This window comes from Flexivirga sp. YIM B11880 (assembly GCF_058148645.1).
The window spans coordinates 192542-213934 of sequence record NZ_JBMAMH010000005.1; the positions used below are offsets into that span (position 1 = coordinate 192542).

Below are 21393 nucleotides of genomic sequence, written 5' to 3' on the forward strand. Positions count from 1 at the left end.
TTGCTGTCCCTGCTGATCTTCGCCCCCGCCGCGGTCGCCGCGGTGCTGCTGCTGGCCCGGGTGCCCGACCGGGCGGCCCTGTGGGCCTGGCTGGTGACCGGGCTGGTCACCGTCGGCCTCAGTGTCGGCATGTGGGCGGCATACCTGCACGGCCACCGGCCGGGCCGGTTCGGGTTCGTCCAGCGGGTGCCGTGGATGCCCGGCGTCGGCTCCAGCTATCACGTCGGGGTCGACGGGCTGAGCCTGCCGCTGCTGGCGCTGACCGCGGTCGTGTTCACCGCGACCGCGGTCTACTCGCTGCGCGAACGGCAGCGGCCACGCTCGTACGCGGCGTTGTTCCTGGCGCTGCAGACCACCAGCCTGGGGGTGTTCTCGGCGCTGGACCTGATCGTGTTCTTCGTCTTCTTCGACCTGTCGATCGTCGGGATGTACTTCGTCATCGCCGGCTGGGGGCACGGCCCGGCGCGGCGCCGGTCCGCGCTGTTGTTCTTCCTCTACACCTTCACCGGGTCCCTGGCCCTGCTGCTGGGGTTCATCGGCCTGTATGTCGCCTCCGACCCGCACACCTTCGACATCGCCGAGTTGGCCGCGCATCCGCCGTTGACCGGGACGGGTCCGGCCGGGCCGCTGGTGCTGGCAGCGATCGCACTCGGATTGGCGATCAAGACCCCGACGGTGCCGTTCCACTCCTGGCTGCCGCCGGCACACACCGACGCGCCGGCGGCCGGGTCGGCGGTGCTGGCCGGGATCCTGCTGAAAATGGGCACCTTCGGCTTCGTGCGGATCGCGATGCCGCTGCTGCCCGACCAATGGCGCACCTATGCCTGGGTGTTCGTCGGGGTGGGCGTGGCCTCGGTCCTCTACGGTGCGCTCGTGGCACTGGCCCAGGACAACTTCAAACGGCTGATCGCCTTCACCAGCGTCAACCACATGGGGTACATCCTGCTCGGGCTCGGCGCCGCCGGCCTTGCCGGTGACGCCCACGCCCGGTCGGTCGCCGTCACCGGTGCCATGGTGCAGATGGTCAGCCACGGGCTGATCACCGCCGCCTTGTTCCTGCTGGCCGGTGTGCTGCTGGACCGCGGCGGCAGCTACGACCTCGGCAGGTACGGCGGCCTGGCCGGCCCCGCACCACGATTCGCCGCCCTCACCACGATCGCGGCGTTCGCCAGCCTCGGACTACCCGGCTTCAGCGGCTTCATCGCCGAGTTCCAGATCCTCGCCGGCAGCCTCGGGCCGGCCACGCCCGCCGCCGCGGTCGCCGCCGTGGGCATCGTGGCCACCGCAGGCCTGTTCCTGTGGGCCATCCACCGGCTCTTCCTCGGCACGCAACGAACCCAGCTCGGCACGTTCGCGGACCTGTCCGCCCGCGAGTTGTGGTCCGTCGGGCCGCTGCTGGCCCTGTCGATCCTGATCGGCGTCTACCCGCAGACCCTGCTCGGCGTGGTCACGCCGGCGGCCGACCACTTGATCACGCTGGTCAGCCGGTGACCGCGCACGACGACCCGGCCGCGTTCGCCCCCGAGCTGATCCTGCTGGCCGGGGCCGTGATCGCGCTGCTGACCGGCTCGTTCGTCCGTCAGCGGCAGCAGTGGGCCGCGCAACTGGTCGCGGCCGTCGCCCTTGCCGGATCGCTGGCCACCGGCGCCGCGGTCGGCGACTCGGGGCAGACACTGTATGCCGGCAGCTACGCGGTCGACGCCGCCACGTTCGCCGCCCGCCTCATCGTCCCCGCCGCGGCGCTGCTGGTGCTGGGCCTGGCCGCCTGGCGGGTCCGCGGCAGCGCCCGGGAGAGCGAGTTCGCCCTCCTGGTGCTGCTGGCCAGTCTGGGCACCATCCTGCTGGCAGGCAGCACCGACCTGCTGTTGCTCGCGGTGGCCTACCTGCTGGCGTCCATCCCGCTGTATGCCCTCGCCGGCTGGGCCCGTGACCCCGCCGGCGCCGAAGGGGCCCTGAAGACCTACCTGTTCGGGGTGCTGCTGGGCATCGTCATGTTCCTCGGGATCGCGGTCCTGTTCGGGCTGGCCGGATCCACCGCATATGCCGACCTGTCCCGGCACCTTCCCGGCGCGCCACCGGCCGCCCTCGCACTCGGGGCGGTCGCCGTGTTCGCCGGGCTGCTCTTCAAGGCCGGGGCGGTCCCGGTGCACTTCTGGGTGCCCGACGCCGTGCAAGGAGCCACCACCGGCGCCGCAGCCTTCCTGACCACCGTCCCCAAGATCGGGGCGCTGCTCGCGCTGTACCGCTTCGTGCTCGTCCTACCCGACGACGCCATCAACTGGCGGCTGCTGCTGGCACTCCTCGCCGCGGCTAGCATGACCCTGGGCAACCTGGCCGCCTTCCGCCAGAACGATCCGGCCCGCCTGCTGGCCTACTCCACCATTAGCCAAGTCGGCTACCTGCTCATGGTCGTCGTGGTCGCCGACCCCGCCGACGGCGCGGCGTCGCTGGAAGCGCTGATCCTCTATCTGGCGGCGTACGCAGCCGCCAACCTCGGCGCGTTCGCCGTCGTCGCCGCCCGGCCCGGGTTCACCACCCTGGCCGACTATCGCGGGCTGGCCCGCCATAGTCCGGCCCTGGCCGGCGTCCTCGTGGTCAGCCTGCTGGCTCTGGTCGGGACTCCGCCCACTGGCGTGTTCACCGGCAAGCTCACCGTCTTCGCCGCCACCTGGGACGGCGGTTGGGCATGGCTGGTGGTCGTCGCTGCCGTCAACACTGTCGCCAGCCTCTACTACTACCTGCGCTGGATCGCCCCCGCGTTCGCCCGTCCGGGCCCACCGGCTGCACCAGCCGCCGAAACGACGGGCTCGCGCAGCGAGCCCTCGGCACAGAGATGGGACGCACGGTGCGTGGTCGCCACAGCCGTCACCGCCGGGTGCCTGGCGCTGCTGATCGGCATCGCGGCCGACAGCGTGCTGGCCATCGGATCGACCGGCATCACGTGGTGACAACCCAGGCTCACCCGCGCCCGGGACCGGGCTACTTCACGTAGCTGACCACGGCCATCATCCCGTGGGTGCGCGATTCCGAGCCGGATGGCCTCACGCATCCACGACCGCACCGCCGGTCCGGTCGGGCGAGGCGTCACGGGTGCCCAACCGCAGATGCTCGGTGTGATAGACCGCCTGGTCGAGTAACTCGGCGACGTGACTGTCGTACAGGCTGTAGGTGACGCTGCGGCCGTGCCGGTCACCATCGACCAGCCCGAGATGGCGCAGCAGGCGCAGCTGGTGCGACACGGCAGACTGCGTCATTCCCGTGGCATCGACCAGCTGCCCCACCGTGGCCGGGCCGTGCCGTAGCCGGCCCAGAATCAGCAACCGGCTCGGGGCCGTCAGCGCCTGCAGCGTCTCGGCAACCGTCTTCGCCGTGGCCGCATCCAGCTCCGCCGGCCGCACCTGGCCCTGCACTCCGTGTCCCACGACTGTCACGGTACTCCAACCCCGCAATACATGAACACGTGCGCATGTATGCTGGTGCTTGGTCGCGAAGCAGCGCGGCAGAACCGCGGAGCGAAGGGAACAGTGGTCGGCAGTGACGAACAGCCAAATGAACCGGACCGACATTGAGCAGCTGGACCGGGCAGTAGCCGTTCCGGGCGGGGCCGATTCGTGGTGGGCCAGGATCGACCGGGCCGACCTGGTGCGCACGCTGCTGGTCGCCGCGGCCGCGGTGTTGGTCGCGGTCTTGACCGTGCCCGGAGCGCCCTGGCCGATTACGGCGGCGGTCACGGTCGCAGCGCTGCTCGGCGGCTGCTGGCCGATCCTGACCGAGGCATGGCAGGACGTGCGTGCCCGGCGGATGAGCATGGAGCTGTCCATGCTCATCGCGATTGCCGCGGCGGCCGCGATCGGTCAATGGGTCACCGCGCTGGTGATCACCACCTTCGTCCTGGCCGCGGAGATCCTCGAGGACCTGTCGATGGACCGCGGCCGCGACGCCCTGACCGACCTCATGTCGTTCCTTCCCGAAACAGTCCAGGTCCGCCGAGGCAGCGACGTCACGATGATCTCCCTCGCCGACGTGGCCGAGGACGACATCGTCGTGGTCGCCCCAGGCGGCCGGATCCCGGTCGACGGCACCGTCGTGGCAGGACAGTCCACCGCCGACCAGTCGCGCATCACCGGCGAATCGTTGCCGGTCGACGTCACGGCCGGCGACGAGGTGTTCGCCGGATCCATCAACCAGATCGGCGCGCTGGAGGTGCGGGCGCAACGGGTCGGCACGGACTCGTCTTACGGGCGGATCATCGAAGCGGTCAAGAAGGCTCAGTCCTCCGAGCCGCCGGTGCAGCGGCTGGCAGACCGGTTCGCCGCCTACTTGGTCTACCTCGCCCTGATTGCCGCGGCCATCACCTATGTCATCACCCGAGACCTGACCTCGACCATCGCGGTCGTCGTGGTCGCCGGCGCCTGTGGCATCGCCGCCGGCACCCCACTGGCTGTCCTGGCCGCGATCGCCCGCATTGCCCGGGCCGGGGCGTTCGTCAAGGACGGCGCACACCTGGAGGCGCTCTCGGCCGTGGACACCGTGGTCTTCGACAAGACCGGCACCTTGACCACCGGGACGCCCGCCGTCGTCGACGTCAGGACAGCGGATGGGTCCGGGCCGGACGGCCTGCTGGTGCTCGCAGCCGCAGCCGAGGCGTATTCCGAGCACCCGCTCGGGCAAGCAATCGTCGCCGACGCCCGCAACAAGGGTTTGCCCGTCGGCCCGTGCGAGGACTTCTCCTACCTCCCGGGCCGGGGCGTTTCCGCGACTGTTGCCGGCAAGACTGTCGTTGCCGGTAACCGGACCCTGGTTCCCGACGCCCCACAAGCCGTGGCCGGGCAGGGCATCGCGACCGCCGTCCACGTGGGCATCGACGGCATGTACGCGGGCACGATCCTGCTGGCCGACACCCTCCGCGACACCGCGAAGGCCGCCGTGGCCGAGCTGCACCGCCGCGGCCTGCGGACCATGGTCATCACCGGTGACCAGGAGAACACCGCGAACGCGGTCGCCGACCAGCTCGGCATCGACGACGTGCGGGCCGGGCTGCTGCCGGAGGAGAAGCTCGCCGCGATCGATGCCGAACGCGCGGCCGGGCGCAGGCTTGCGATGGTCGGCGACGGCGTCAACGACGCCCCGGCACTGGCCCGCGCCCAGGTCGGGATCGCGATGGGCTCCGGCACCCACATCGCCCGGGAGAGCTCCGACATCGTGCTCATCAGCTCCGACCTGAATGACCTGGTACGCACCGTGCACGTGGCTCGGCGCACCCGACGGATCGTGATGTTCAACTTCGCCGGCACCATCGCCGTCGACCTCGTCGGCATTGCGTTGGCCGCGGTCGGCCTACTCTCCCCGGTGCTCGCGGCGTTCGTGCACGTCGGCAGTGAGACCGCCTTCATCCTCAACTCCGCACGCCTCATCCCCGCACGCGCCAACACTCGCACCGGACCCGGAACCTCCCCAGACCGGGCTACTTCACGTAGCTGACCACGGCCATCATCCCGCGGTTCGCGTGGTAGGCGTTGTGGCAGTGGGTCAGCCACTGGCCGGGGTTGTCCGCGTCGAAGAACACCGACACCGTCTGCATCGGCTTGACGATGACGGTGTCCTTGCGCGGGCCGGTTGCCCCGACCTGGAAGGTGTGACCGTGCAGGTGCATCGGATGCCACATCATCGTGTGGTTCGCGTAGTCGATCCGCACCCGCTGTCCCGCCCGAATGTCGTAGGCGGTCGCGAACGGGTTGGCCTCGTCGTAGCGCCGCCCGTTGATGCCCCAGTCGTACTTGGCCATCCCGCCGGTCATTGCGAGCGTGTGGACCTGGTCGACCGGGCGGTCGGCAAGCTGCACGGACGGGTCAGCGGTCGCGGAGCCGGACTGCATGACCGTCCCGGTCAACTTCTTCGGCACGTTTGACATCGTCGGGCGGGCACCGCTCCCTGCCGCAAGGACGGCGAACGTCCGGCCGCCCTTGCCCTCGGCCAGCGCCACGAATGGAACAGAGTGGTCGGGCACGGTGATGAGCGCGTCGACCCGTTCGCCCATCCCCAGCACCATCGCGTCCACCCGCTGATGCTTCACCGGGAATCCGTCGGTGTGCGTCAGTGTCATCGGCACCCCGGGCAGGCCGACCCGATAGGCGGTGTCGCCGGCGGCGTTGATCACCCGCAACCGGATGCGCTGTCCGGGCTTGGCCTGCAACGTGTCCGGGCGCATCGCGTCACGCCCGTTGATCAGATGTACCGGGTAGGTGACGTCGCCGGCGTCGCCGCCGAGGAAGGGGCTGGTCGCGCCGTCACCGCCGCCCATCCCCGACATGCTGGGCATCGACATGCCGGACATGCCCGACATGTCGTGGCCTTTGGGCATTCCCTTGGCCAGTTGCGTGGCCTGTTTGGCCGGGGTGCGTCCCTTGATGCCGTCCAGCCAGTCATCCACGACCAGAATCCACTCCTGGTCGTACTTGAGGGGCTCGTGCGGGTCCTCGATGATCAGTGCGCCGTACAGGCCACGGTCTCGCTGCAGCTCCACATGCGAGTGATACCAGTAGGTGCCCGGGTGCGCGGTCTTGAACGTGGCCGTGAATGACCCGCCAGGCTTGATCGGCGGCTGGGTCAGCCCGGGCACCCCGTCTGCGTTGTTGCGCAATGCCAGCCCGTGAAAGTGCGTTGCCGTCGGCTCGCCCAACCGGTTGCGTTGCGCGACCGACAGGGTGTCCCCGACCCGGGACCGCAGCACCGGACCGGGCAGCCGGTCCCCGTATCCCCAGGTGCCGACCTGCTGCCCGTCGACGCTCGCGCGCATTGGGGCTGAGCTCAGTGAGGCATGCACGGTGCGCCCGCCTCCGGGGCGAGCATCCTCGGTCCGTTGCACCGCACCATCGGTGGGCGAGACCCGGGTGCCCGGTGAGGTCGAACCGGTGGAACTGCTCGTGGCATCTCCTGGCCCAGAGGAGGTGCAGGCGGCCAGCACGCCCGCGCCGGCCGCCAGGCTGACGCCGAACAGGCCACGCCGGGACAACTGCAGTGATTTCATTGCGTCGTTCATGACTCCAGCTTACACATACCCCTAGGGGGTATGTACTGAGGGTTGCTTACTCGTCCGCAGGTGACGTTCCTGCCATGGCATGGCGGCGCGCTCCGTGACGATGGGCGGCCTGCGGTCAGTTGGCCGGTTTCATCTCGGCCTGGACGACCCACTTGTGGTTTTTCATCGTCATACCGCCTGCGGTGTAGTCCACGACGTAGACGGTCTGGTCGGTGGAGTTGGCGATGGTGGCGTGGGCGCCCTTCATGCCTTCCATGTGGTCGGCGGTCAGGACCACTTTCGTCCCGTCCGCGAGCCGCTTGCTTCCGGCGTCCTTGATGTCCTGCTGGACGACCCATTTGTGGTCCTTGACCATGGGACCACCGGTGGTCGGAGTGAAATTGACCGCATAGGTGAACGTGGAGTACGCGCCGACGACGGTGGCGCGCGCGCCCTTCATGCCCTCCATGTGGTCGGCGGTCAAGATCACCTTGCTACCCACCGGGTACTTGGGGTTCGTGGCCGGCTTCATCCCTGCCGGGACAGGACCACTGTCGCCGTGGTTCATCGCCATCGAGGACGAGGACGAGGTCGTCGGCGTCGATGAGGAGCCCATCGACATACCACCCATCGCGCTACTGGACGAGTGATGAGCGCCGGAGTCGGCCGACGAGGACGCGTTCGAGGAGCAGCCGGCCACCACCGCCAGACTGGCGGCGGCAGCAACGGTCAGCAGGACACGGGCGGCGCGGGTAGGGAACAACGAATTTCTCCTTCGAAGGATCTCTTTTTGCTGGTGTGAATCAGGTGGAACCGGCTGGCACAGCGGCCGTTGCGGTCGATGGTTGTCGGACACTTGCGCACGGATGGCGCGACGAACGATTCTCATTCCGGTCCTTCCGCGGGAGATGCTGCTTTAGCGGACGATCCAGTCCCCGAGTGCTTGGCGTACTCCTGCGGCGCACCGTCACCCACCGCTGTCCTGCGCCGACCCAGCAGACGCCGCGTCTTGCCGCGGGGACCGTGCGTATCTCGTACGAGAAGAGCGGCTGCGGAAGCCACCAACGCCCAGAGCGTCAGAACGCAGACCAGCAGCAACACCCACGTCCAGCCGGACACGCCGGTGTCGCCCCACCCGATCATGGCGTCCAGGGTGCGCCTCCGATGTTGTGATCAGACCGGCTGAACCCTGAAGAAACGATCAAGAAACCGCCAGCAGCTGATGTCCGGCTGCAGCGGATGCGTGCCGGCGGTGATGATGGATGCATGGTCGATGCTGCTCGAACGGTGCTGGTGGTCGAGGACGAGAAGGACCTGGCGACCATGGTGGGCTCTTACCTGGAACGCGCCGGGTACGCCGCACCGTTGGTGCACACCGGCCCAGACGCGATCGACGCCGCTCACGCCGTGCAACCGGACGTCATCGTGCTGGACCTGGGGTTGCCCGGCCTGGACGGCATCGAGGTGTGCCGGCGGCTGCGAACCTTCACCGACTGCTACATCCTGATGCTCACCGCCCGCAGCGAAGAGGTCGACACAATCGTCGGACTATCCGTCGGTGCCGACGACTACCTCACCAAACCGTTCCGCCCCCGAGAACTGGTCGCACGCGTTCAAGCCCTCCTGCGCCGTCCCCGCCAACAGGGTTCGTCGCTTGCGCAGCTGCGAACCTTCGGATCATTGACAGTCGACGCCGTCGGGCGGCGCGTCATCCTGGCCGGCCAGCCCGTCGTGCTGACCCGCACCGAGTTCGACATCCTGGCGCTGCTGACGGCTTCGCCCACAGTGGCGTTCTCGCGTCGCCGGATCATCGAGGAGGTGTGGGACCCGTCCTGGGTTGGTGATGAGCACGTGGTCGATGTGCACATCGCGCACCTGCGCAACAAGCTGGCCGACGATCCGACCGAGCCCCGGTACATCGACACTGTGCGCGGCGTCGGGTATCGGATGGTCAGGTCATGAAACGCCCTGCTACGCCCGGAAGCGGTCCAGGCATCGCGACCCGGCTCCTGCTCGCACAGGGACTGGTCGTCACCTGCGGCGCCCTCACCGCCGCCGGAGTCGCCGCGATCGTCGGGCCACCCTTGTTCCATCATCATCTGCTGATGGCCGGGGAGAAGCCGAACACCCCCGAGCTGAGGCACATCGAGCGCGCTTACACCAGCGCAAATACGATCGCCCTCGGCATGGCCGTGCTCATCGCGCTGATCGCCGCGATCGCCGTCACCTGGTATCTGTCACGCCGACTGACTCGCCCGGTGGTGCAACTGGCCGCCGTCGCCGAACGCCTCTCCGACGGGGACTACACGGCCAGGGCGACACCGGCGACCGCGGGTCCGGAGTTGGCGTCCCTGACAGCTACGTTCAATCATGTTGCCGAGCGCCTGCAACACACCGAGGCCACCCGGCACCGGCTCTTGGCCGATCTCGCCCACGAGTTACGCACCCCGATCGCGACCCTGGAGGCGTACCTCGACGGGCTCGACGACGGCATCACCGGGTGGGGCCAGGAGCCGGCACGTGTCTTCCGGGACCAGATCACTCGGTTGCACCGACTCGCCGAGGATCTGAATGACGTATCCCGTGCCGAAGAAGGCGAACTCGGTCTGGTCCTCGACCGCACCCGAGTTCAGTTGGTCGTCCAGGCAGCGGTCGAGAGCCTGCGACCCCGGTACGCCGGCAAAGGTGTCGACCTGCGCAGTGCCATCGGTGACCGTCCCGACGCCGAGGTTCTCGTCGACTTCCAGCGCTTCGCCCAGGCACTGACAAACGTGCTGATCAACGCACTGCGCCATACTCCCCCCGGCGGCAGGGTGACAGTCCAGACCATCGTCGACACACGGTCAATACGCATTGCCGTGATCGACACCGGCGATGGCATCCCCGCCGACCAACTACCGCACATTTTCGAACGCTTCTACCGCGGGAGCCTCGCGCGAGAACGCGACAGCACCGGCAGCGGCATCGGACTCACTATCTCCCGCGCCATCGCCCGAGCCCACCACGGTGCCCTCACCGCGGACAGCGGCGGTGAGGGCGCCGGCGCATGCTTCACCTTCACGTTGCCACTCGCTCCGGGAGGATTGTCGGCGGCGCATTCGAAGGGTGCTTAGAAGATGCCGCGTGCCCACAGCCAGGGCATCGGGTCGATCGCTGCACCGCCGACGTGGATCTCCAAATGAAGGTGCGGCCCGGTGGAATGACCGGTATTACCCGAGTGGGCAACGACTTGTCCTGCGGATACCCGGGCGCCGACGGTGACCAGCTGCCGGGACAGGTGTGCATAGACCGCACTGGCGCCGTTGCCGAAGTCGATCGCTACCCGCAGGCCCTCCCCGCCGTTCCATCCGGCGGCGGTCACCACGCCGTCGTGCAGCGCCCGTACCGGTGTGCCGGTGGGTGCGGCGAAGTCGTTACCTTGGTGGTACGTCGAACCGATACCGCCGGGTGAGACCCGGGAGCCGTACCCGGAGGTGAAGGTCGCGCCACACCCGGCGATCGCGCACACCCATTGGGGCCGTGGGCGGCTGGTGCTGCTGCTTGTCGCGGGGTGTTCCTGTTCTGCGGGATGTCGGGTTGCGCGGTCAGCAGCCGCCGTTGACCCGGCGGTAGACGGTCGCGGCGCGGTCGCCGTGCTGGGCGTATCCCGAGGCTGATCCCGGGACGCGGCCCGGTCTCGTGCTGCTGTGACACGAGCCGTCGCCGCCGCGGGCCGACCAACGGCCGACGAACGCTCTTGCGGCGGTGCAGTTCGCAGAGTCAGCCGGTCGTTCGCGACCGCGGCTGGCCGGCTCTGGCGCGGGCCCATCAGGCCAAGCGGCGCGGCACTGGCCGCGACACCAGCCGCCACCGCGGACGCCGTCGCCGCAACGACCACCGGTAGCGCGACCTTGTGACGGGCAAGGAGGGTGCGTGTCTGAGCGCGATGGCGCCCCACCGGGGAATGGGCGCGGTGACGCCCTGCGTAGCTACTCAACGATTTCTACCTCAGCTGATGACGTGGGCTACGTAGCCGCACGGGAGAAGGGTACCGAGCACTGACTAGCCGCACCGCAGCGCCTTGGCGCTCAAGCAGGCGCGGAAGCCGGCGTGCCCGACCGGGGCGGCTCACCCACTTTTTGGACGACATCGGGACAGTCCATGGGCCATCACGCTTCCGGGCACCTGATCGGGATGATCGGTAGCATCGGGTAACGAAGAAGCCGATCCTGGCTGGCAAGTCGAGTAGGTGCATGGATGCCTTTACTGTGGGAGGTGTGGTGCTCAAATCCGTTGTCCCTAAGGGGGCGGCCTCCGCCTCGATGAGGATCGACAGGCCCGACCAGATGCTGGTGCTGAGCATCACGGGCGTCGGCGGCTTGGTCGTCGCAGTAATGATGGCCGTCTTCGGCCTGCCGCCGGTCGACATTCACAGTCCACTGCATTATGCGGGCATTATGGATCCGCTGTGCGGCGGTACCAGGGCAGCGCGACTGACAGCTCAGGGCAATCTGCAGGCGGCGTGGCGGTATAACCCACTGGGGATCCTGGCCACCGTAGCGGCCGCATTGGCTCTGGTGCGGCTCCTCGTCGGCCTGGTGACGCGACGCTGGATCGGCCTTCGCTTCGCCTGGACCCCACGACGTCGACGTGTCGCATACGCCATCGTGATCGCCGCGATGATTGTCCTGGAGTTCCGGCAGCAGGGACGGGCAGACCTACTCATGCAGCGGCACTGACCCGTCAGGCTGGTCGATGACGAGGGGCAGCTTCGCGCGGGGTAGGACACCGGGCCAATCGCGGCCGGGGGTGCTGGGCGGGTCATCGAGTCTTCGTTACATGCCGGAGTAGTTGTGCATGCCGGCGAAGGTGGACGACAGGTTCACCAGGGTGAAGTTGGCCACCACGGCGACGTATCCAGCCAGGGCGATGTAGGTGGCGCGCTTGGATTGCCAGCCGGCGGTAGCGCGGCCGTGCAGGTGTGCGGCGAAGACGATCCAGACGATGAAGGTCCAGACTTCTTTGGGGTCCCACTGCCAGTAGGCGCCCCAGGCTTCCTGGGCCCAGATGGCTCCGGTGATGAGGGTGAAGGTCCACAGGATGAAGCCGACGATGTTCATGCCGTAGGCGGCGCGCTCTAGAGTCTCAGCGTCTGGAACGACTGCGAGCAGCCGGTGTCCGGTCATGGTGGGGCGGGTGCTGCGGCGGCGCTGGGCCAGTTGCAGCAGGGACAGCGGGAACGCGATCGTGAAGAACCCGACGGCGCAGATAGCGATGGTGACGTGGATGCCGAGCCAGTAGCTTTGCAGCGCGGGCAGCAGCTGAGCGGCGCCGGTGTAGAACAGCAACACGGCGGCCATCAGGGCGGCCAGGATCAATCCGGTGACGAATGCCCCGAGCCATTCCCAGTGGCGGCGTCTGGCCAGGGCCGCGTAGACGGTGGCGGCGGCCGCGCAGGCGGCGATGGTGAACTCGTACATGTTGCCGTTGGGAGGTCGCATCACGGTGATGCCGCGCAGCACGACCGCAGCTAGCAGGCAGGCGGCGCCCAGGTAAGTGAGGTTGACCGCGACGGCCGCGATCTGCCGGGCGTGCCTGGAATCGCCGGGGTCGGCTGTTGCGGTTGTCGGGGGCGGCTGCTCAGAGGTTTCGAGGTGACCATCGACGGCGGGCAGGTGATGGCTTCCGGGCACACTGACCGGCGTGCGGGCCTCAGCCACGACCGCCGCTCTCGGCAGGGGCTTAGTGCGGGCAGCCAAGTAGAGGGCGAAGCAGATCAGGATGACGGTGAACAGGCCCATGGCGGTGTAGACGGCCAGGTTCGCGTACGGGGCAAGGGCAGGGTGGATCATCCGGGTCTCCTGTCAGTAGGCGCCTGGTCGGTCAGGCGCGCGATCTGGTCGGCGAGCTGTTGCACCACGGCGGTGAGGGTGGGGTCGGTGCCCTTGGCCAATGCCCCGATGGTCACCACGACAGTCCCCGGCTGGTCCCCGGCGCTCGGGTCGGGCGTGCTGACGCGGATGAAGACGCGGCGCCGCTTGACCAGCAGGGAGGTGATCAGTCCGGCGGCCGCGGCCAGTGCGGCCAGCAGGGTGAGGGTCTTGCCGGGGGTGTGGCGCACCGACAGGCCGGCCCAGCGAACGGTCCGGTCGAAGCTGATCGAGCCGCGGCCGTCGGGTAGTTGGACGGTCTGCCCGGGGGCCAGGCGGATCAGCAGCGGCGCCCCGCTGGGCTTGGTCAGCCGTTTCATCTGGCTGGTGTTCAGTGTGTACACGGACTGGGGTGCGTTGCCGGGGAACAGGTTCCCGGTCCACACCGACGCCACCAGGACCGGGTTGCGCAGCCCGGGGAACAGTGAGGTGGGTCCTCGGGTGAAGTTCTGGTCGGCGGTGGGCAGGAACAACCCGTCCAGCCCGAGCTGCTGCGGTGCGGCGGTGGTGACTTTGACGACGCCGGTGGACAGGTAGTTACCGTCTTGCGGCAGGAACGGGGTGGCCTCCTGATAGACGACCGCGCCCTTGGCGTCGCGGACGGTCAGGACCGGTGCGTACCCGTTGCCCAACAGGAACACTTGCGCGTCGCCGATCCGCAACGGGCTGTTGACCGCGATCTGCGCCGGGTGTGGGCGGCCGGTGCCGGTGTCCACGGTGGCATCGGCGAGAAACGTGCGCGGCTTGCCGAATTGGCTGCCGCCGACCTTGTCTTCGAAGGTGACGTTCATCTTGGTGATCGTCAGGTTGAACGAGGGCAGGTCGGCCGGATCGACCAGGGGTCCGGCGCTGAACGTGTCCAGCGAGCCCAGTGCGGTGGAGAAGCCGCTGCCTTCGGGAACGATGACATCGGCGCGCCAGCTCCACAGGTGACCGATGGCCACGCCGACGATGACCAGGCACAGGCCGACGTGAAACGCCAGGTTACCGGTCTCGCGCAGGTAGCCGCTTTCGGCCGACAAGGTCGCCGGGTCGTGGCCGTGCACGCGGAACCGCCCGCGACTCTTCCCGAGCCGGCCGGGCCGGCCGCGCAACGCTTGCCGGGCCGCGCCCAATGCCTGCTCTGCTGACACGGCGGTGACGATCTGGGTGTGTGCGGGAAGGCGGTCCAGGCGGCGTGGTGGTTTGGGAGGCCGGGAGGTCAGCGCGCGCAGGTGGACCCGGGTGCGGGGCAGAATGCAGCCGATCAAGGAGATGAACAGCAGCAGGTAGATCGCGGAGAACCACGGGGAGGCGTACACGTCGAAGAAGCCGAGGCGGTCCAGCCATGGCCCGCTGCCTCGATGCGCTGCGAGGTACCGGGTGACTTTCCCGGCGTCGATGTTGCGCTGCGGAAACACCGACCCGGGGACAGCTGCCACTGCCAGGAGCAGCAGCAGGAAGAGCGCGGTGCGCATGCTGGTGAGGTTGCGCCATACCCACCGGGCCCACCCAAGTGGTCCGAGTCGGGGCTGGCGTACGTCACGAGCGGGTGACTTTGCGCGGGTGGGTGCGGTGGCCATATCTACAGCACCGTCTGGAATTGGGACACCAGCCGGGACTGGAGCCAGGTGATCGCGACCTCCCAGACGCCGGTCACCATCAGCGTCCCGACCAGTGCCAGGGCCAAGCCGCCGGTGACCTGGATCGGCCGATGGTGCTCTCGCAGCCAGCCGCTCACCCGTCCGGCACGCTGGTAGGCGCCCGCCATCGCAATGAACGGGACCCCGAGGCCCGCGCAGTACGCAGCGGCAAGCGCGGCGCCGCGGGTCACCGTGTGGGCCTGCGCCGACAACGGCGCGGCCAGCGCGAGGATCGCGGCCAGTGCCGGTCCCTGGCACGGACTCCATCCGAGCCCGAAGACCGCCCCCAGCAGTGGTGCCCCGGCCAGTCCTGCGGCGGGCCGCCAGGACGGTGCCCGGGCAAACCGGTTACCGACCCCCAGGAACAGCACGGCCATCACCAGGACCAGTGCTCCGCCGATCCGCAGCAGCAGCGGCTGTTGGGCCTGAAGTCGCAGACTCAGGGCGGAGATCGCCACGGCCGTCAGTAGGTACACGCTGGAGAAACCGGCCACGAACAACACCGCGCCGAGCAGCATCGGGGAGCGGCGGCGGTGTTCCAGCGCCACGTCAGACAGGCCGGTGATGTAGCCCAGAAACCCGGGTACCAGCGGCAGCACACACGGGGAGGCGAACGAGACCAGCCCGGCCAGCAGCGCCACCGCCAGCGCAAGCACGAATGGTCCCGCTGCCAGTTGCTGGATCATCGGGTACCTGCGGCCGGTGTGCTGGGGATGACGTCCTGCACGAGCCCAACCAAGGTCGTCGCGTCAACCGGGCCCAGAACCCGCGCCGCGATCCGGCCCTGCTGGTCCAGCACCAGGGTGGTCGGGGTCGCCGGGGCCATCCCATGCAATGCCAGCAGCGACTTGCCGCCCTCATAAGCAAGTGACGGGTAAGGGACCCGGTTCTTCACGACAAAGGACTGCGCCGATGCCGGGGACTCCTTGATGTCCACACCGACGAACGCCACCCGAGGACGGACGGACCGCAGCCGGGTGTAGGCCTTCTTCAAGTCCGGCGTCTCCTGGATGCACGGTGGGCACCAGGAGCCCCACACGTTGACCACCACCCCGCCGGTGCGGCCGGCCAGCGACCAGGTGCCGCCGTCAATGGTGGCCCCGGTCAGCCGAACGGGCTTGCCCCGGTCAGCCGCTGCGATCTGGGCGACGGTTCCGTCACCGGCGACATACCCCTTCTGGTCGCCGCCCTGCGCCTGCGCGGCGACCGAGTCCGGGTTGCTGGTACCGCAGCCGGCCAGCACACCTGCCCCGGCAAGGCCAAGCACGGCCAGCAGCATGTGGCGCCGGCACACAGCGGGCCGCTTCACGTCAGGCGCCGCCGGGGTGCGGAGCGCAACGACCGGTCCCGGGTGTACAGCCAGCCGATGCAGGCCACCCCGGCCAGTGCGAGTACGAACGCGGCCAGTTGCGTGCCGGTCATCCCCCACAGCGGCCGTTCGTCGACGGCGCGGGTGGCGTCGATCATCAGCCGCTGGGTGGCGTACCCAATCACGAACAGCGCGAACACGGCGCCTTCCGGGTGTAGGCGCCGCACCAGCAGCCACCACAGGAATGCGCTCAGGACCAGGGCACCGCCAAGGTCGTATGCCGGTGTCAGGTGATAACTGCACCCGGCGAAAAACCGCCCCACGTCGGCGCAGGACTCCCCAACCCCAGGGGCACGGGCCGGGCTCGGGCCGAACCCGGGCGCCAGGTCGGCGCCGAACGGCACCCGGTATGCCAGCGCGAACGCCGAACTGGCTGGTTTGCCCAGGTGATCGGTGAGCAGCAAGTCACCGATGCGCCCGATGCCGATGGCCAGCGCGATCGCCGGGGCCGCAACGTCGAGCACCAGTCGTAACGGCAGCCGGTCGCGACGCAACACGAGCAGTGCCACCGTGATCGCCGCGATCAAACCGCCGAATAGGGCCAAGCCACCGTTCCAGACCTGTAGCACGCTGCCGACGGAGTCGAACTCGCCGGGGTGAGACAGCACGAAGTCAGCCCGGGCTCCCACGATTCCCGCGGGTATCGCCCACAGAATCGCCCGCTCGAGCACATCCCATGGCAGGTCGTGCCGCCGCGCCAAGCCGCGCAGGACCCAATACCCGGCGACGATGCCTACCGCCGCGAGAATCCCGTGCGGTGAGATCCCCAGCACGGTCGGCACCGGCCGGTAGCCGACGCCCAGCGTGGCGTCGAGAGAGGGGGTCGTGATCATCGGTTCATGCCTTCGGCTCCGCCCGGCCGGCCAGGATGGCACCGGCGAACGCGACCACGGCCGCCGTCGGGTAGCCGACGGTCAGGTCGGTCCAACCGGAGGGGTTGCCGGCCATGTGCATCACCGCGTGCACGGCGGCGATGACGAGGCCGACGAGCATCAGCGCCTGTCCGAGCCGCACGAGCCGTCGGTGCCGTCGCCACCGGGCGGGCATTGACGGCGGGGCAGGTGAGGTGTCTGGCATTCGGGGATCGCTCCAGTCTGGGGTGTGTGTGCTGCCGTCACAAAGGGCCCCGGGCGCGCGGAGGCCGGGCGCGCGCCGGCGCGCGTGGGTCCACGTGTTTGCTGGGCTAGGGCCAATGCCCCCGACCAGGGCTGGCGGACCAGGTTGTTGTTGCGGGGTGGCTACCGTTTGTCCAGCAGGACGCCATCACCGTGCGGTGGGTAACCGCCGAATTGGGATTGCCGCAACCGGCTGACCTCGGCGCGCAGCTGCTCGATCTCCTCGCCTGACGCTGGGTCGGCACTGGGGCTCTGGGATCGCCCCGGGCGCATCATCAGCCACATCATCAACCCCATCCCAACGGGACATGCCAGGACCGGTAGGGCGTACAACCAATTCATCGCCTGAGCCTCTCCATGAGTTGTTTACGCGCACACCATACACGAAACAACTAAGGAGATTAGTAATTAGGCAGCAACGCCCTCAGCCAGCCGCGCTGGGCGTCGAGGCCGCAACTGAGGGGGCGGCCGTTGGGCAGTAGTCCATCCGGGTCGCCGACGCTGCCGGACCTACCGCCACCGCTACGGGCAATAGCAGCATTCCTAGGGCCGCCGCCGCGGTGAGAGCCCCGCCGAGGCGGCCTAGCGGTCTGCGCGGGTTGATGAGGCGACGGACTCTCGCCCCCGCGGTCGAGCCGCCCGCAGCCAGTGCCGCCACTGGCGCGGGTGCGCTGCTCAGTGTCAAGAGGGCGTCGGCGAGGGCGAGTGGGTTCCCGTCGTGGCCGATGGCCACGTCGTCGGCGAGCAGTTCAACCAACCGAGCGCTCTCGGCACGCGCAGTCGCGAACAGCGGCACCCGGGGGAACGCCTTTGCGGTGGTCTGTGACCAGGCGAGAACCAGATCGTGTCGCTGCCGGGCGTGGGCTTGCTCATGGCGAAGAACCAGCGTGAGTTGTTCCTCGGTCAGGAGCTGCAATGCGCCTGAGGTGACGACGATCCGTCGATGGCGTCCGGGCAGGCAGTACACCGCGGGGCGGTCGGCGCTCAGCACCACGGCATCCAGACCTGGAACCGTCGTGCCGACCAGGTCCAACGTGGTTCGATGGCGGGACCTGCGGCGGCGCGCGTCCGTCAGCACGGCGGTGAGGCACCACGCCAGTCGTCCCAGGACAGCCGTCATCAGGATCGCCCCCGTAGCGGCAGCTGCGGCACCGCCGGGCGACGAGTACTGTGCGCTCAACGCCATCGCGCATGCGCGCAGTAATTCTGCGAGGCCTCCGCTGACACTGGCGGTGGGGATCAGCAGGGCAACGCCGGCGAGGGCGACCGCTGCCACGACGGACACGGTCAGGCATTGCCACGCAATAATTGCCAATCGCGGCGCCCGGTCGCTCCACCCGCCGGTCAGGAGCATCCAAGGGCCGACCATTGCGACCACGGCGGCGTAACTCAACAGAACTACTGCCGTGGTCACTGTGCCCCCTCGGAATCAGGATCTGAGCGGTCGGAGCGGGCGGCCTCAAGCAGCGTGCGAAGTTCTGCGGACTCGGCGGGGTCCATTTCCCCCACCAGCCGCACCAGCACGGCCGAGCGGTCCTTGGCCTCGGCGAGGGCCTCACCCATCAGCTGTGCGACATAGTCCTCCCTGCTGGCCGCAGCGGCGTACAGATTGACCCGCCCGCGCTTGCGTCGGGTCAGCCATCCCTTGCGAAAGAGGATGTCCATCACCGTCTGCACCGTCGTGTATGCCGGCACCGGGCTGCGCTGGAGTTCCTCCAGCACATCCCGGACTCGGACCGGGTCGCCGAGCGCCCACACTTGGTCCATGATCGCGGCCTCCAGGTCGCCAAAGCGCGGCATCTGCAGGACTCCTTCTCCAGTCGTATGACTTCTGGCGCACATCCTAAGCGACTTAGGCAGGAGCGCCGACCCGCCAGGCGCTTCCTAATTAGCCTAGTAGAGTGTGCGCGTGCCTCATCTCAAGCAAAACATCTCGACGACCTTCGCGGCCACGACCGGCGGCCGGCCCCGCAACTGGATGTGGCTGGCGATCGGCGTAGTACTCGTGATTGTCACCGGGGTAGCAGCCCTAACGTTCGCAGCGCCGAAGTCTCGGTCGGCGGCTGACAGCCAGACCGGCGCGGGCGCACAGATCGGCGGAGACCTGCACACGGTCTTTTTCGACGCCGGCAAGCTGTATGTAGGAGGTCATGACGCCGTGGTCACCTCCACCGACGGTGGCCAGCACCTGCGACCGATAGCGTCGTTGGCCGGCGCTGATGCGATGGGCTGGGCCGCCTCAGGGAGCAGCCTGCTCGTCGGTGGTCACCCGGGTCTGTTCCGTTCGGTGGATGAAGGAACCACATTCACCAAGGTCGCGGCGCCAGTCTCTGACGTGCACTCCCTCGGCGGGGAGGGAACAGTGATCTATTTGGGATCCCCGCAAGCCGGTCTGTTCGCCTCCCTAGACGGCGGCCACACCTGGGAGCTGCGCAATGCACGCCATGGGCAAAGCTTCATGGGCACTATCTTGGTGGACCCGAAGAACCCCTCCCACGCCTTCGCACCCGACATGGCAACCGGGCTGATGCGCACCGTTGACGGCGGCCGCACCTGGCGTCCGACCGGTGGCCCGGTTGGCGCGATGGCCGTCGCGTGGAACCCTGCCGACCACCGCCAGCTGGTCGTCATTGGCATGACAGGTGCTGCCACCAGCAGTAACGACGGAGCCACCTGGCAGCCGTTCAGCGTTCCAGCTGGAACCTCTGCCGTCACCTTCGGCTCCCGCAGCACGCTGCTGGCTGGAGTCTTGCGGGACCAGCGTGCGGTGATCTATGCCAGTCGCGATCAAGGGAAGACGTGGTCAGAAGCTGACAAGTCGGCGCCACCCACCGATGGCTGACGTCGAAGCAGGCGCCAGGAACCCGCAAGAGCGACCGGCCGGCGCAGCGAACCACCGCCTACCGCACCAACTGACGATCGGCACGGGAGACCCAACGCAATGACACCACGGAAAACAAACGCTGACATGAGCGCCCGACAGCTTCGCCTGGACCAGCTCCGCCGACAACAGAGCCGGCGGTCCCGCCGACGCACAATGACATGGGTCGGAGCCGTCGTCGCAATCCTGGTCGTCGTGGGCGGCGGGGTGTCGTGGGCCGTGCTTGCCAACCGGCCCGCGCAGGTATCTCTGGGGGCGGTCAAGACGTACCCGGTGTCCCGACCCGGCCACGTCACCACCACAGTGCGGTACCCGCAGACGCCTCCGGTCGGAGGCGACCACGACCCCACCTGGTTGAACTGCGGCATCTACACCGCTCCGGTGCGAAACGAGAACGCCGTCCACGACCTGGAGCACGGCGCCGTTTGGATCACCTACCAACCATCGCTGCCCGCCACCGAAGTCAAGGCATTGCGGCAACTGGTCGGTGGGCAGACCTACCTGACCCTCTCGCCGTACCCAGGCTTGCCGGCACCAGTGGTCGTGTCCGCGTGGGGTGTTCAGCTACGACTGCAGAACGCGACCGATAAGCGGCTGAAGGCGTTCGTCACCAAATACAAGCAGGGTCCTCAGACCCCCGAGCCCGGCGCCCCCTGCACCGGCGGCACCGGGTCCCCAGCGAACTGACCGACGCCTCGGGTCCGGCCGGGCACGGGATGTCTCGCGCACTGACTTGACGTTCTGTGCGCCGGCCGGGCGCTCGGCCCAGTCGGGCAGCGTCATAGCGTGGCGCGCAACCGGGTCATCTGGCCAATCTCAGCCCGTTGCGACGTCTCTATCGCGGCCGCGAGAGCGTCTACGGCAGCATTCTGGGTAAGGGGCTGGACGGCCTCGGCCATCATGAGGCCACCACGGTGGTGGGCGATCATCAGTGTCAGAAAGCGCCGGTCCGCGGCGGCGCCGACAAGGGATCGCAGCTGGTTGAGCTGCGACTGCGATGCCATCCCGGGCATTCTTCCACCCCGATGTGTCGTTGCCTGACCGACGTGAGTCGCCGGCATCCAGGACATCGGTTGCCGTGTTGCCGCCTGAGGTAATCGCCATTGCTCGAGCCATCCGAACATCTGGCCGGCCTGTTGCTGCTGGGTGCTGATGATGTCGAAGGCGATCGTCTTGATCGTTGGATTCTTGCTCTTGTCCCGGATGATGAAGGCCATCTGGACGGCCTGCGCGTGGTGTACCTGCATATCCCTGGCGAAGCCTGCCTCAGCGCTGTCGTTGCCCGGCACCGCGTCGCCCGCGCGGTAACCAACGACGCCCGCTAACAAGACTGCTACAACCGCTGACGCGACGCACCCCAATGCCAGCACCCATGCGCGGGCAGAAGTACCGCCAGACCGCGCCGCGGCACCCGCTCGCCCGGCTCTCGGACTCCGCGCCAAATCGAGCGAACCCGCAGGGTCGTCAATGGTCATGCTT

General features: G+C 68.4%; 22 protein-coding genes. 8 read left to right on the forward strand and 14 right to left on the reverse strand.

Annotation, left to right across the window (positions count from 1 at the left end):
* Positions 1 to 1491: a complex I subunit 4 family protein gene (locus ACN8HC_RS10095; protein ID WP_490074696.1), complete on the forward strand. Its 1491-nt coding sequence runs from the start codon at positions 1 to 3 to the stop codon at positions 1489 to 1491.
* Entirely contained in the window at positions 1488 to 2948 is a 1461-nt protein-coding gene (locus ACN8HC_RS10100) for an NADH-quinone oxidoreductase subunit N (protein ID WP_490074697.1), read from the forward strand. The genes ACN8HC_RS10095 and ACN8HC_RS10100 overlap by 4 nt, the downstream gene beginning before the upstream one ends.
* A gap of 93 nt (positions 2949 to 3041) precedes the next feature.
* Here ACN8HC_RS10100 and ACN8HC_RS10105 read toward each other — a convergent pair whose 3' ends face one another.
* The gene (locus ACN8HC_RS10105; RefSeq protein ID WP_490074698.1) at positions 3042 to 3422 is read right to left on the reverse strand and encodes an ArsR/SmtB family transcription factor; all 381 of its coding nucleotides are present in this window, start codon (positions 3420 to 3422) and stop codon (positions 3042 to 3044) included.
* Positions 3423 to 3534: 112 nt separating this feature from the next.
* Here ACN8HC_RS10105 and ACN8HC_RS10110 point away from each other — a divergent pair, with 112 nt between their 5' ends.
* The gene (locus tag ACN8HC_RS10110) at positions 3535 to 5481 is read left to right on the forward strand and encodes a heavy metal translocating P-type ATPase (protein WP_490074699.1); all 1947 of its coding nucleotides are present in this window, start codon (positions 3535 to 3537) and stop codon (positions 5479 to 5481) included.
* Here the strand turns inward: ACN8HC_RS10110 and ACN8HC_RS10115 are convergent.
* Positions 5465 to 7039, reverse strand: coding sequence for a multicopper oxidase family protein (locus ACN8HC_RS10115; RefSeq protein WP_490074700.1), 1575 nt, complete (start codon positions 7037 to 7039; stop codon positions 5465 to 5467). The two genes, ACN8HC_RS10110 and ACN8HC_RS10115, sit on opposite strands and share 17 nt — an antisense overlap.
* A 115-nt stretch (positions 7040 to 7154) precedes the next feature.
* Positions 7155 to 7781 (reverse strand): YdhK family protein, encoded by a 627-nt coding sequence (locus ACN8HC_RS10120; RefSeq protein WP_490074701.1) that lies wholly within the window; start codon positions 7779 to 7781, stop codon positions 7155 to 7157.
* 503 nt (positions 7782 to 8284) lie between these two features.
* Here ACN8HC_RS10120 and ACN8HC_RS10125 point away from each other — a divergent pair.
* A complete protein-coding gene (locus ACN8HC_RS10125) occupies positions 8285 to 8980 on the forward strand; it encodes a response regulator (RefSeq protein WP_490074702.1) in 696 nt (231 codons plus the stop codon).
* Entirely contained in the window at positions 8977 to 10131 is a 1155-nt protein-coding gene (locus ACN8HC_RS10130; protein WP_490074703.1) for a sensor histidine kinase, read from the forward strand. The genes ACN8HC_RS10125 and ACN8HC_RS10130 overlap by 4 nt, the downstream gene beginning before the upstream one ends.
* On the opposite strand, the gene ACN8HC_RS10135 is transcribed toward ACN8HC_RS10130, so the two are convergent.
* Entirely contained in the window at positions 10128 to 10526 is a 399-nt protein-coding gene (locus ACN8HC_RS10135; RefSeq protein WP_490074704.1) for a M23 family metallopeptidase, read from the reverse strand. The two genes, ACN8HC_RS10130 and ACN8HC_RS10135, sit on opposite strands and share 4 nt — an antisense overlap.
* Positions 10527 to 11274: 748 nt before the next feature.
* Here ACN8HC_RS10135 and ACN8HC_RS10140 point away from each other — a divergent pair.
* Positions 11275 to 11736: a DUF2752 domain-containing protein gene (locus tag ACN8HC_RS10140; RefSeq protein ID WP_490074705.1), complete on the forward strand. Its 462-nt coding sequence runs from the start codon at positions 11275 to 11277 to the stop codon at positions 11734 to 11736.
* A gap of 96 nt (positions 11737 to 11832) precedes the next feature.
* Here the strand turns inward: ACN8HC_RS10140 and ccsB are convergent, their stop codons facing one another.
* The 9 genes from ccsB to ACN8HC_RS10185 all read right to left on the reverse strand — a co-directional run bounded on the left by ccsB (position 11833) and on the right by ACN8HC_RS10185 (position 18833).
* Positions 11833 to 12849: a c-type cytochrome biogenesis protein CcsB gene (gene ccsB / locus ACN8HC_RS10145; protein WP_490074706.1), complete on the reverse strand. Its 1017-nt coding sequence runs from the start codon at positions 12847 to 12849 to the stop codon at positions 11833 to 11835.
* Positions 12846 to 14489, reverse strand: coding sequence for a cytochrome c biogenesis protein ResB (resB, locus tag ACN8HC_RS10150; RefSeq protein WP_490074707.1), 1644 nt, complete (start codon positions 14487 to 14489; stop codon positions 12846 to 12848). Before resB ends, ccsB begins: the two co-directional genes overlap by 4 nt.
* A gap of 2 nt (positions 14490 to 14491) precedes the next feature.
* Positions 14492 to 15235 carry a cytochrome c biogenesis CcdA family protein gene (locus ACN8HC_RS10155; protein WP_490074708.1) on the reverse strand — a complete coding sequence of 248 codons (744 nt, stop codon included), beginning with the start codon at positions 15233 to 15235 and terminating at the stop codon, positions 14492 to 14494.
* On the reverse strand, positions 15232 to 15816 hold the full coding sequence (locus tag ACN8HC_RS10160; RefSeq protein ID WP_490074709.1) for a TlpA family protein disulfide reductase: 585 nt from the start codon (positions 15814 to 15816) through the stop codon (positions 15232 to 15234). Before ACN8HC_RS10160 ends, ACN8HC_RS10155 begins: the two co-directional genes overlap by 4 nt.
* A gap of 38 nt (positions 15817 to 15854) precedes the next feature.
* A complete protein-coding gene (locus ACN8HC_RS10165) occupies positions 15855 to 16751 on the reverse strand; it encodes a prolipoprotein diacylglyceryl transferase (protein ID WP_490074710.1) in 897 nt (298 codons plus the stop codon).
* Positions 16752 to 16755: 4 nt separating this feature from the next.
* A complete protein-coding gene (locus ACN8HC_RS10170; RefSeq protein WP_490074711.1) occupies positions 16756 to 16932 on the reverse strand; it encodes a hypothetical protein in 177 nt (58 codons plus the stop codon).
* A gap of 224 nt (positions 16933 to 17156) precedes the next feature.
* Positions 17157 to 17375, reverse strand: a complete 219-nt coding sequence (locus ACN8HC_RS10175) for a hypothetical protein (RefSeq protein ID WP_490074712.1) — start codon at positions 17373 to 17375, stop codon at positions 17157 to 17159.
* An 82-nt stretch (positions 17376 to 17457) separates the two neighbouring features.
* Positions 17458 to 18309, reverse strand: a complete 852-nt coding sequence (locus ACN8HC_RS10180; RefSeq protein WP_490074713.1) for a M56 family metallopeptidase — start codon at positions 18307 to 18309, stop codon at positions 17458 to 17460.
* 134 nt (positions 18310 to 18443) lie between these two features.
* Complete coding sequence (locus tag ACN8HC_RS10185) at positions 18444 to 18833, reverse strand: BlaI/MecI/CopY family transcriptional regulator (RefSeq protein WP_490074714.1); 390 nt, start codon at positions 18831 to 18833, stop codon at positions 18444 to 18446.
* A gap of 109 nt (positions 18834 to 18942) precedes the next feature.
* Between ACN8HC_RS10185 and ACN8HC_RS10190 the strand changes: the two genes are divergently transcribed.
* Together ACN8HC_RS10190 and ACN8HC_RS10195 are read left to right on the forward strand one after the other, a co-directional pair.
* Positions 18943 to 19875 carry a WD40/YVTN/BNR-like repeat-containing protein gene (locus tag ACN8HC_RS10190; RefSeq protein ID WP_490074715.1) on the forward strand — a complete coding sequence of 311 codons (933 nt, stop codon included), beginning with the start codon at positions 18943 to 18945 and terminating at the stop codon, positions 19873 to 19875.
* A gap of 195 nt (positions 19876 to 20070) precedes the next feature.
* Positions 20071 to 20601, forward strand: coding sequence for a thioredoxin-like domain-containing protein (locus ACN8HC_RS10195; protein ID WP_490074716.1), 531 nt, complete (start codon positions 20071 to 20073; stop codon positions 20599 to 20601).
* Between the two features lie 92 nt (positions 20602 to 20693).
* Here the strand turns inward: ACN8HC_RS10195 and ACN8HC_RS10200 are convergent, their stop codons facing one another.
* The gene (locus ACN8HC_RS10200; protein WP_490074717.1) at positions 20694 to 21389 is read right to left on the reverse strand and encodes a DUF305 domain-containing protein; all 696 of its coding nucleotides are present in this window, start codon (positions 21387 to 21389) and stop codon (positions 20694 to 20696) included.
* Positions 21390 to 21393 lie beyond the last annotated feature (4 nt).

What these genes read in the sequence shown, in the direction of transcription:
- ACN8HC_RS10130 (WP_490074703.1), top strand. Translation starts at nt 8,977, where the DNA reads ATGAAACGCCCTGCTACGCCCGGAAGCGGTCCAGGCATCGCGACCCGG.
- ACN8HC_RS10185 (WP_490074714.1), bottom strand. Translation starts at nt 18,833, where the DNA reads ATGCCGCGCTTTGGCGACCTGGAGGCCGCGATCATGGACCAAGTGTGG.
- resB (WP_490074707.1), bottom strand. Translation starts at nt 14,489, where the DNA reads ATGGCCACCGCACCCACCCGCGCAAAGTCACCCGCTCGTGACGTACGC.
- ACN8HC_RS10115 (WP_490074700.1), bottom strand. Translation starts at nt 7,039, where the DNA reads ATGAACGACGCAATGAAATCACTGCAGTTGTCCCGGCGTGGCCTGTTC.
- ACN8HC_RS10165 (WP_490074710.1), bottom strand. Translation starts at nt 16,751, where the DNA reads ATGATCACGACCCCCTCTCTCGACGCCACGCTGGGCGTCGGCTACCGG.
- ACN8HC_RS10200 (WP_490074717.1), bottom strand. Translation starts at nt 21,389, where the DNA reads ATGACCATTGACGACCCTGCGGGTTCGCTCGATTTGGCGCGGAGTCCG.
- ACN8HC_RS10155 (WP_490074708.1), bottom strand. Translation starts at nt 15,235, where the DNA reads ATGATCCAGCAACTGGCAGCGGGACCATTCGTGCTTGCGCTGGCGGTG.
- ACN8HC_RS10125 (WP_490074702.1), top strand. Translation starts at nt 8,285, where the DNA reads ATGGTCGATGCTGCTCGAACGGTGCTGGTGGTCGAGGACGAGAAGGAC.
- ACN8HC_RS10195 (WP_490074716.1), top strand. Translation starts at nt 20,071, where the DNA reads ATGACATGGGTCGGAGCCGTCGTCGCAATCCTGGTCGTCGTGGGCGGC.
- ACN8HC_RS10175 (WP_490074712.1), bottom strand. Translation starts at nt 17,375, where the DNA reads ATGAATTGGTTGTACGCCCTACCGGTCCTGGCATGTCCCGTTGGGATG.
- ccsB (WP_490074706.1), bottom strand. Translation starts at nt 12,849, where the DNA reads ATGATCCACCCTGCCCTTGCCCCGTACGCGAACCTGGCCGTCTACACC.